The following is a 9,091-nucleotide window of genomic DNA, read 5'->3' as shown; positions in this document are numbered from 1 at the left end:
GCTCCTGCCCACTCGATAACTGTCCCATCATGCTGTGTGATCCCCCTCCGGCCAATGAAGAGATTTTGCCGGAGGCCAGTCAGGGGAGCTACTTTTTCAACAGAATCGGCCAATAGCAGACAGATCGTTCTACAGCCTCGGCGCTTTGTATCAGCCAGCAGAGCACTAGCGCAGAGAGGAAAAATACTGAGTAGGCGGTTTACCCAGTGCTTTCTTGAACATCGTGATGAATGCATTAACAGAGTCATATCCCAGGATGCCCGCCACACGTTGCACGGATACCCCCTCCGCCAAATGACTCAGTGCGATCATCAAATGCAATTGTTGACGCCAGCGTCCGAAGCTCAGCCCGGTCGTGCTTTCTACAAGCCTGGCCAGCGTTCGTTCACTGGTTGCAAGCCGAGTGGCCCACTCGCGCAAAGTGGTTCGGTCGCCTGGATCGGAGAAGAGCGTATCCGCGATTTGTTTGATCTTGGGGTGGTCTGATATCGGCAAATGCAGCTCTTTCAGCGGAGCATCGGAAAGCTGCTCAAGCAGCGCTGCAACCAGCCGCGCTGTCTTGCCCTCGGAATCGTAAGCAGGTTCCTGTTCAGCGAGATGCAGGATCATCTCCCGAACAAGGGGCGTAATGGCAACCGTGCAGCATTCTTCAGGCATGGCTGCCGCACCGGGCTCAACGAACAGAAAGCAGGTCCGGGCGTTTTCGGTCACTCGGCAACTGTGCGGCGTGCCGCCCGGGATCCATACGGCGTGCTGGGGAGGGACAAGCCAGAGTGCATTTTGCACCTCACAGCTCACTGCGCCATGCAAAGACAGGATCAGTTGGCCTTTGCGATGATCATGCGGGCGGGCACCCGAATCACTGAGGTCAGGCGCAACCTTGAGGGCAATCGCTGCCTGGGCGAAAAGGTCTGAATCGAAATCTTCCGGCGAGGAAACGACATTTTTTGAGATTGGCATAATTTAGGTATCAGGTGTCTTGATATCTATATTAGACAGTTCTGAAGTTCTCTACAGTTGTCTTCTTTTAAGAGGACAGATAAAGAATATGTCAGATACAAAAAACAAGTGGCATGCCATCGCGCTCGTCGCAGGCATTCTGCTTATCGCCGTGAACCTGCGCGTTCCCTTTACCAGCACCGCGCCCGTTTTGCCGCTGATCCAGAATGATTTTGGTTTGAGCGCCTCAGCTCTAGGCCTGCTTACTTCACTGCCATTACTTGCCTTTGCAGCCTTCTCCCCGCTCAGCGCATCGGTCGCCCGCAGGTTCGGCATCGAGCGCACGCTTTTCGGTGCACTGTTGGTTATTTCAGCGGGCATCCTGCTCCGCTCCGCAGGCAGCGCGTGGGCGTTGTACGCCGGTACGATATTGATAGGCACTGGGATCGCCCTGGGCAACGTGCTGCTGCCCGGCCTGATCAAGCGCGACTTCTCGACGAAAATGGCGTCCATGACCGGCGCTTATTCCATCACGATGGGCGCAGCGGGCGCTGTCGGTTCAGCCGCAATAATTCCGCTGACCCAATCACGGGGATGGCCGATTGCCCTGAGTTTGTTGGTCGCAGCCCCGTTGTTGGCGCTGGTGGTATGGCTGCCGCAGTTGAAAAAACACGAACACGTAAATCTGTCCGGTCCGAAACAAGCGCCAACCGTGGCCGTCTGGCGTTCGCCGCTGGCATGGCAGGTCACACTGTTCATGGGGCTGAACGCGATGCCTTTTTATGTCGCCGTCGGCTGGCTGCCGACCATTCTGATGGATCATGGCATATCCCCGGAGCAAGCAGGCACGATACACGGCACGCTTCAACTGACCACGGCCATTCCCGGCCTGATTCTGGCGGCCACGCTTCGCCGTCTCAAAGACCAGAAACTGGCAGCCGCTACCGTCAGCCTGTTAACCGCCTCATCCCTGATCGGGCTCATTTACGCGCCAGACTACGCCATGTTGTGGGCCGCGTTCCTGGGCTTCGGCTCTGGTGCCAGCATGATGCTCGGCCTGACCTTCATCGGCTTGCGCACAAAAAATGCCGGTGACACGGCGGCACTTTCAGGAATGGCACAGTGCGTCGGCTACCTGATGGCAGCCGCAGGCCCCTTGCTGCTGGGCCAACTGCACGACTGGACCGGTGGCTGGACAGCACCGCTGCTGATCACAGCCGCAATCTCCGTAGCCGGCGCATTCACCGGCATGCTAGCCGGGCGCAATGTTCAACTTGAACCTGCTGAATCATCGTCGCGAACAAGCCCGGCAATCCAGTCCGCGAATGCGCTCACAGCTGGCGATAGAAAGCGCTGATGAGGGTATAGCAGGTTCACAGGAACCGATGCGGGCTGCCAGTCAGCAAGCACTTCTACCAGCAGCCCTTCTCGCAGATGCTCGCTGACCACGTTTTCAGCGAGCTGCACCAGCCCGAAGCCTTCCAGGCACATTTTGATGTAAAGCCCGGTCTCGTTGACTGCCGCAGTGCCGTTCACCGGGACTGCGATTTTCTCGGTGCCATGGGCGAAGCGCATTTCGTCTGCTTGCCTTGCGCGGCCCGAGAAGTAATGGATGGCCCGGTGGTGAGACAAATCTTGCGGAGTTTGCGGGGTACCGTTCTCTTCGAGATAGGCGACAGACGCACAGGTCACCCAGCGAAACCGACCGAGGGGGCGCGCAACGAGCGTTGAGTCATCGAGGTCGCCTGTACGAATGACGCAATCGACACCCTCCTGAATCAGATCAACCTGCCGGTCATTGACGCCTATCATCAGGTAGATATCCGGGTAGCGCCGGTAAAAGTCTTGCAGATTTGGCATGACGATGAAGTGTGCAATGCCACCCGGCATATCGACACGCAAACGCCCCTGTGGCCGTTTTACGGAATCCGTCAGGCTGGTCTCTGTGTGTTCAATCAGCTCCAATATTTCCCTGCATTGCGTCAGATATTGAGCGCCCTCAGGCGTCAGGCTGACTCGCCGCGTGGTTCTGTTCAGCAGGCGCACCTGCAAGTACTTCTCAAGATTTTTAACGCTGCTGGTAACTGTCGAGGCTGGCAGAGAGAGCGTCTGCGCCGCCTGGATAAAGCTTCCCGCTTCAGCCACACGTACGAAAACCTGCATCGCGTGAATACGGTCCATGACTGTTAGCCGCCTCAAAGCAGTGATCGGGGGAAGTCGTTACTATTCGTAGATATTGAATAATAAAAACAGTTTAACCATCTTTTTCCAGCAGTATCGCATTGCGTACATTGCTTCCAACGAAACTTGAAGAGGTGTACAGAAAATGGCTGAATATAACCGCCACATCGTGCAGGCCCCGGCCGCTCCGGCCGCCCGCACACTTATCCGCGGCGCCACTGTGCTGAGCATGGATGGCGATATCGGCAATCTGGCGCGCGGCGATATCCTTATCGAAGGCAGCACCATCACGGCCATAGGTGAAAACCTTAAGGCCGGCGACGCGATGGTTATCGAGGCATCCGGCATGATTGCCATGCCCGGCATGGTCGATACGCATCGTCACTCCTGGGAGGGCCAACTGCGTCGAATCAATCCGAATGCCGAAACCCTGGAAGACTACTGCAACGCAACGCACTTCTCGTTCGCCAAATACTATCGCCCGGCTGACATGTATATCGGCAATCTGCTGACTGCATTGGGCTGCATCGATGCGGGCATCACGACCGTGGTCGATAACTCGCACAACAGCCGCACCGGCGCGCACTCCGACGCCGCGGTCGAGGCGCTGCTCGATGCTGGTATCCGGTCTGTACACGCCTCCGGTGCGCCAGTTTCTGGTGAGTGGGACAAAGCCCACTGGCCCGGCAACCTGGAGCGTCTCCAGGGAAAATACGTCAAGAACGGTGACAACCCGCTGCTCTCGCTGGCGGTGATGGCGCAGCTGGAGCCTGAGCTATGGGCTGAAGCCCGGCGCTTGGGGCTGCCGATCATTACCGAATTTTTCGGAGGGGACATGGCAGCTGAGTTGGAGGGTTTGCATCGCGAGGGTCTGCTGCGCCCCGATAACATCTTCAACCACTGCACAGCGCTGCCGGACGCCGGCTGGAAAATCATTCGCGAGGCTGGCGTGCGGGTCAACGTATGCCCGCGTTCAGATGCCCACTACGGCATTGAAGATGGAATGTTCGCCATGCAGTCGGCCCAGCGTCACGGCATCAGCCCGGGGCTGAGTGTCGATAACGAAACCTCTTACAGCGGTGACATGTTCATGGAGATGCGGGTGGCGTTCTACCTGCAACGCGTCATGGACATGCACCAGCAGCGCTGCTGCGGCGCAGAGCATCATCCGGTGACCCTGCCGGCTCATGGCCTGCTCAAAGCCGCCACTCTTGACGGCGCCACCTGTGCAGGATTGCAGGACAAAGTCGGTAGCCTGGCCCCCGGCAAACAGGCCGACCTGATCCTCATCAACGCGCAGGACATCAACCTTTACCCGTCAGGCAACGCCTTCGGCACCGTGGTGCACGCGGCCGAACGCAGCAATGTCGATACCGTCATTATTGGCGGGCGCATCGTCAAGCAGGGCGGCAAGGTGCTGGGCGTGGACAGCGAAAGGCTGCGTGCGGCGATCGACGAATCCCGTGAGCATCTGTTTGCTGCTGCAGGCTATCAGCCGGATATGTTTGCCGAGAAATTCCTGCCGCTTGAGTCAGCTAAGTAAGGAGGCGTGAGATGAACGCAGCCTACTACCTGCTGGCCGTCTGCGCAGGGCTTGGCATCACCCTGCAGACCACGCTGAATGGCCAACTCGCTAAAGGCGTGGGTGGAGATTCGGTCGCGGCGGCGCTGTTCTCTTTTACTGCCGGTGCGTTATGCCTGGGCATCTTTTCATTGATGCGCGGCGGGATAGTGGTCTCACTGGCGGCTATACCTGCCCAGCCCTGGTGGAGCCTGCTGGGCGGTCTGCTGGGTGCCGGCGCGTTGCTTAGTTATGTGGTGCTTGCGCCAAAAATCGGTCTGTCAGCCCTGCTGGGCCTCGCTATCGCCGGGCAGATTATTTCGTCACTGGCTATCGATCACTTCGGCTTGATGGGGGCATTGGAAAGGCCGGTGTCTCTCGTCAAGTTGGCCGGGGCAATGGTGATGCTCGCAGGCCTGGCCATCGCTCTTTTCGGTGAAAACTGGTTAGCGCTTTTCTCCAACTGACTGCCTTGTTTGCCCCATCCTGTTTCGTAGGACGCAACCATGTTTAAAACCCTAACCGGCACCACCAGTCTTCTTGGCGAGTGCCCTGTCTGGTGTGAAAGAACCGAACGCATGTTCTGGACCGATATCCCCGGCTGCGAGTTGCTTGCTCTGGACCCCTTTAGCGGTGAAGTGCAGCGCTGGTCACTGCCGGAGCCGCTGGGATCGTTTGCCCTTACGACAAATGCAGACGTATTGCTAATGGGATTGGCCTCCTGCCTGGGTTATTGCAACCTGAGTACTGGTCGTTTCAGCAAAATCACAGCCACCCCTGGGGACGCCAGCTAACTTTGGACGTCCACGGTATGCAACTTATTCTTATCGATGGAATAGACCTCGCTGTCGCTCACCATCGATTCAATCAGCGTCATGACTCTTTCGGACATTTGCCCGTACAGCGCGTAGTTGCTGCTGAAGGCCACGATGCCGTGCCGACGCAACGCGTCCTTGATCTGGAAATAGGGCGCGCCCATTTTTCGGCCAGCGCAAAAACGGGTAAGCCAGGTGCAAGGCAGGAACTAGCGTTCATGGTCACGCACGCTGTAGTTGACCACGCCCCATATCACCAGCTCGTCGCCCTCCATCACGTACCTGGGCGGGTACTTAGGATTTTCGGCCATCAAGACCACCTGTTCGCCCTGGACGGATAGTCGCTTACACACACACTCAGCGTTGAGCGCCGCAATGACGATATCGCCATGACGTGCTGTTTTGCTTCGATCGACAATCACCAGATCGCCGCTGAAAATTCCGGAACCTTGCATACTGTCGCCCTGGATCTTAGCCAAGTACACCTGTGGTGCACGGATTTCAAAAAGCTCATCCAGCGAAATCAATTTTTCCAGGTGATCGGCCGCCGGCGATGGAAAGCCGGCCGAGACAGGATTGGAGTACATCGGCAGAGACTGACCACCGGCGGCGATGGGGCCAAGAAGGGTAGCGCTCATAAACTTGGCCTGAATAATTACTGTATGGATAGCCAGTTAACTGCGTACTCGCTGCGTCGTCAATTTGAGCCGACCAAGTGCCATCTCCAATCCAATCCTCACGAATTCGCCGCTCTCAAATACCCAAAGCCTCCAAATTTCTATTTCCTACTGCGCTCATGACGAGCATCCGGTCTTCTGTACCTGAATCCATATCAGGTACGGTGCCATGCTCCAGATCCTTACCCACCTTAGCGAAACGCGGCGCTGGCTGTTTTCACTGCTACTGTTTTTGTCCACTGCGTCCCACGCGGAGACGCGGGTCATTACAACCCAAGCACATCCAGTATCCGCACCTTCTGGCACTCGCGTCATCTTCCTGGATGATCAGCAGCGCCTTGAAGAACAACTTTCCCAACAACTACCCGCCGATCCACGCCAGGCTCAAGCGGCCATTCAACGCTACCTGGCCAGCCCTGCAGGGAAGCAACTGCAAAACGAGCTGGCCCAAGCCCAGCAGGGCGTCACAGACGCCTGGAGCCTGCGAGTCGAAAAACTCCCAGCCGTGGTCGTAGATCGTCGCTACGTCGTGTACGGCGAGCCTGACGTAGCTAAAGCCGTCGCGCTGATTGAACGAGCGCGGAGCCTGCCACGATGAGACGCTCACGTTTTGCGATCCGGCCTTTGTCGCTGGCTATCACTTTCAGCCTGTCATTCAGTGCATCGGCTGCGATCAACTCGGCAGCGATTATTGCCTCGACCCTGTCACCAACCTGCTTGGAGTACAAAGTGGTCGGCATCTGCTATTGGCTGCTCTGCACGCCATTCGGATGCAAAGTTAAAACCTCGACCAAGGTTCGTCACTACGTACCGGACGCTGTGGTGTCTGCATATGCGAATACCGGAATGAACCCTTGGATAGAGATGTCACCTCTTGGCACCCCGAATCCGATGGCGCAAGCGGGCAACGACGGCACTACCAATCACGTTGCCGAGAACAACATCATCAAATTTAAGGAAGCCGATGTCATCGGCCATCCAGGTGGTGCGGCGTTGAGTCAGTTTGCCAGCGCCTCGGGCTATGTATGCAAAGGCGCAACCTTACCGCTTGTGCCTTACTTTCTGAGCACCCTTGACCCCATTGCTTGGCGCTACGGCGTCCCGGAATCCGTATACCCCGAAGCACTCATTCCGGGCATGCGTGAAGTCGGTAGCCTGCTCTCAGCAAGCAGCTGGGGGAACGTCTACCCGCGTAGCGGCTTCCTTAACCAGACTGACGACTACAAAACGGGCGCAGTTATTGCGCAGCGTGCCGGCGACGTGGTTACCCGCCCAGGCCAGGTCCATGTCTACTTGCCGATGCTCGCCCTTCCCTACCCCGGCTACTGGCCTGCAGGGCCGCTACGCGAACGTGACGCCTCCACTGGTAAGTGGCAAGAGCTCACCCCAGTCCTCAACCCGACTTGCACAACCTTTCCCACCATCGGTCCGAACATCGATGCGCAGGATGGCGGCTACGCCTGGGCACTCTGGCGCCCTTATTCGTGTTGCCAGCGTCGTGGCCAGACCTTCCTCGGCAGTACGGACTTCCAATGAAACAGCGATCGGAGCAAAGCATGAAACTTACTACCTTGGCGATAGGGCTCGCCTGCAGCCTCAGCAGTGCAATAGCGCTCTCTGCTGATCCAATCAACGTCTCATCCTCCGGAAGCGTCATTGGGGACAACGTGCTGTATAGCATTGGCGGCGGCAACGCGGTCACCATGGGTAGCGCAGGCAACATGGATAGTATTTCTGTGGGAGGCGGTTGGAATACCAATCTAATCTGCGGAAACATGAGCCTGAGCACAACCCTTGAAAACCAATTGAATGGTGCCACTTCCGGCTTCAAAAACATCATGAGCTCGGTGGTACAGAGCGCCACAAGCGCCGTGGCTTCGCTGCCGGCACTGATTCTTCAACGTGCGAACCCGGCGCTATACAACCTCATCACCAACGGCATTTTGCAGGCCCGCCTGGACTTCGACCGCTCCAAAGGCACCTGCCGCGCCATTGGCGAAAAGATGGCGGATATCGCCGGCAACCAAATGGGCTGGGGCAAGCTTGCTGAAGGTCAGGCTATGAGTCAGGCGCTAACATCCAACACGGACGCAGTATCGGCGGTGGAACAGGTCGAAAAGAAAGGTGGTAACGATGGCGTCACTTGGGTTGGTGGTGATAGAGCAGGTGGTTCCGGTCAGAAGCCAATTCGTATCGTAGGCGACGTCACCAAGGCGGGCTACAACCTCCTGAACAAGCGCGCGGCAGGCGACACCGCATCCATCAGCAAAGCGAACTGCAACAACGGCATGGTATGCAATGTCTGGTCATCGCCCCAGGAAGCCACCACCTTTGCCAATCGTGTCCTGGGTGAACAACAACAGCAGACCTGTGACAGTTGCCCTAAAACGGTGACAGCCGCAGGCGTCGGCCTCACGCCACTGATCCAGGAAACTTACGACACCAAGCTGAAGGCCCTGCAGGAACTACTGAGCGGAAGCAAAACGCTGTCGCTAGAAAACCTGGAAGCAGCGAGCAGCAACTCGTTACCCATCACCCGAGGCGTTGTAGCAGCACTCAAGGATGAGCGCGACCAGGACGTACTCGCTCGCCGGCTTGCCTCCGAAGTCGCGTTGTCCGATGTGTTGGAGAAAGCTCTGACCCTGCAGCGCACCTTGATGGCAGGCAGTCGGGAACCGAACGTCGCGGCTAATGACCTCGCCGTCCAGGCAGTCGGCCAGCAGAGTTCCTCGCTGCAACAGGAGATCGGCAACCTCAAAATGGAACTGGACATGCGTCAGCAGCTCGCGAAGAACTCGCCTCTGACCATCATTGAACGCAGCAAAGCACGGGCAGAAGACTCTCGTGGTGTGTCCTCGGGAGCACCAGAAACGGATCGATTAGACCGGTTGCAGACACCCGCCCAGAACAAACAGTGA

General features: G+C 57.4%; 10 protein-coding genes and 1 pseudogene. 7 read left to right on the top strand and 4 right to left on the bottom strand.

Annotation, left to right across the window (positions count from 1 at the left end; all coding sequences use genetic code 11):
- Positions 1-165: 165 nt before the first annotated feature.
- On the bottom strand, positions 166-960 hold the full coding sequence (locus J1G33_RS25055) for a helix-turn-helix transcriptional regulator (RefSeq protein WP_223018973.1): 795 nt from the start codon (positions 958-960) through the stop codon (positions 166-168).
- A gap of 88 nt (positions 961-1,048) precedes the next feature.
- Between J1G33_RS25055 and J1G33_RS25050 the strand changes: the two genes are divergently transcribed.
- Positions 1,049-2,296 carry an MFS transporter gene (locus J1G33_RS25050; RefSeq protein ID WP_223018972.1) on the top strand — a complete coding sequence of 416 codons (1,248 nt, stop codon included), beginning with the start codon at positions 1,049-1,051 and terminating at the stop codon, positions 2,294-2,296.
- Here J1G33_RS25050 and J1G33_RS25045 read toward each other — a convergent pair.
- Positions 2,209-3,120 (bottom strand): LysR family transcriptional regulator, encoded by a 912-nt coding sequence (locus J1G33_RS25045; protein WP_223018971.1) that lies wholly within the window; start codon positions 3,118-3,120, stop codon positions 2,209-2,211. The two genes, J1G33_RS25050 and J1G33_RS25045, sit on opposite strands and share 88 nt — an antisense overlap.
- Positions 3,121-3,265: 145 nt before the next feature.
- On the opposite strand from J1G33_RS25045, the gene J1G33_RS25040 reads away from it, so the two are divergent.
- The 3 genes from J1G33_RS25040 to J1G33_RS25030 are packed head-to-tail and all read left to right on the top strand — an operon-like array spanning position 3,266 to position 5,475.
- A complete protein-coding gene (locus J1G33_RS25040; protein ID WP_223018970.1) occupies positions 3,266-4,663 on the top strand; it encodes an amidohydrolase family protein in 1,398 nt (465 codons plus the stop codon).
- Between the two features lie 11 nt (positions 4,664-4,674).
- The gene (locus tag J1G33_RS25035) at positions 4,675-5,148 is read left to right on the top strand and encodes a DMT family transporter (protein WP_223018969.1); all 474 of its coding nucleotides are present in this window, start codon (positions 4,675-4,677) and stop codon (positions 5,146-5,148) included.
- Between the two features lie 39 nt (positions 5,149-5,187).
- Positions 5,188-5,475: an SMP-30/gluconolactonase/LRE family protein gene (locus J1G33_RS25030; protein WP_262416937.1), complete on the top strand. Its 288-nt coding sequence runs from the start codon at positions 5,188-5,190 to the stop codon at positions 5,473-5,475.
- 29 nt (positions 5,476-5,504) lie between these two features.
- On the opposite strand, the pseudogene J1G33_RS25025 reads toward J1G33_RS25030, so the two are convergent.
- Positions 5,505-5,663: pseudogene (locus J1G33_RS25025) on the bottom strand (DNA polymerase V subunit UmuC); the annotation flags it as partial.
- A gap of 42 nt (positions 5,664-5,705) precedes the next feature.
- On the bottom strand, positions 5,706-6,134 hold the full coding sequence (gene umuD, locus J1G33_RS25020; protein ID WP_223018968.1) for a translesion error-prone DNA polymerase V autoproteolytic subunit: 429 nt from the start codon (positions 6,132-6,134) through the stop codon (positions 5,706-5,708).
- Between the two features lie 208 nt (positions 6,135-6,342).
- Between umuD and J1G33_RS25015 the strand changes: the two genes are divergently transcribed.
- Genes J1G33_RS25015 through J1G33_RS25005 form a run of 3 tightly spaced genes read left to right on the top strand, consistent with a single transcriptional unit; the run spans position 6,343 to position 9,091 of the window.
- Entirely contained in the window at positions 6,343-6,771 is a 429-nt protein-coding gene (locus J1G33_RS25015) for a TIGR03757 family integrating conjugative element protein (protein ID WP_223018967.1), read from the top strand.
- Positions 6,768-7,709 (top strand): TIGR03756 family integrating conjugative element protein, encoded by a 942-nt coding sequence (locus tag J1G33_RS25010; protein WP_223018966.1) that lies wholly within the window; start codon positions 6,768-6,770, stop codon positions 7,707-7,709. The genes J1G33_RS25015 and J1G33_RS25010 overlap by 4 nt, the downstream gene beginning before the upstream one ends.
- Positions 7,710-7,729: 20 nt before the next feature.
- Positions 7,730-9,091 carry an integrating conjugative element protein gene (locus tag J1G33_RS25005; RefSeq protein WP_223018965.1) on the top strand — a complete coding sequence of 454 codons (1,362 nt, stop codon included), beginning with the start codon at positions 7,730-7,732 and terminating at the stop codon, positions 9,089-9,091.

It is taken from the genome of Pseudomonas sp. P867, from assembly GCF_019891455.1.
GTDB classification, from domain to species: Bacteria; Pseudomonadota; Gammaproteobacteria; order Pseudomonadales; family Pseudomonadaceae; genus Aquipseudomonas; species Aquipseudomonas synxantha_A.
The sequence above is the reverse complement of the archived record's forward strand: the minus strand, read 5'-3'. Positions and strand labels throughout refer to the sequence as shown.

Bases quoted from the DNA above. Each gene is read 5' to 3' on its own strand.
- J1G33_RS25005 (WP_223018965.1), top strand. From the start codon at position 7,730: ATGAAACTTACTACCTTGGCGATAGGGCTCGCCTGCAGCCTCAGCAGT.
- J1G33_RS25040 (WP_223018970.1), top strand. From the start codon at position 3,266: ATGGCTGAATATAACCGCCACATCGTGCAGGCCCCGGCCGCTCCGGCC.
- J1G33_RS25050 (WP_223018972.1), top strand. From the start codon at position 1,049: ATGTCAGATACAAAAAACAAGTGGCATGCCATCGCGCTCGTCGCAGGC.
- J1G33_RS25045 (WP_223018971.1), bottom strand. From the start codon at position 3,120: ATGGACCGTATTCACGCGATGCAGGTTTTCGTACGTGTGGCTGAAGCG.
- J1G33_RS25010 (WP_223018966.1), top strand. From the start codon at position 6,768: ATGAGACGCTCACGTTTTGCGATCCGGCCTTTGTCGCTGGCTATCACT.
- J1G33_RS25055 (WP_223018973.1), bottom strand. From the start codon at position 960: ATGCCAATCTCAAAAAATGTCGTTTCCTCGCCGGAAGATTTCGATTCA.
- umuD (WP_223018968.1), bottom strand. From the start codon at position 6,134: ATGAGCGCTACCCTTCTTGGCCCCATCGCCGCCGGTGGTCAGTCTCTG.
- J1G33_RS25035 (WP_223018969.1), top strand. From the start codon at position 4,675: ATGAACGCAGCCTACTACCTGCTGGCCGTCTGCGCAGGGCTTGGCATC.
- J1G33_RS25015 (WP_223018967.1), top strand. From the start codon at position 6,343: ATGCTCCAGATCCTTACCCACCTTAGCGAAACGCGGCGCTGGCTGTTT.
- J1G33_RS25030 (WP_262416937.1), top strand. From the start codon at position 5,188: ATGTTTAAAACCCTAACCGGCACCACCAGTCTTCTTGGCGAGTGCCCT.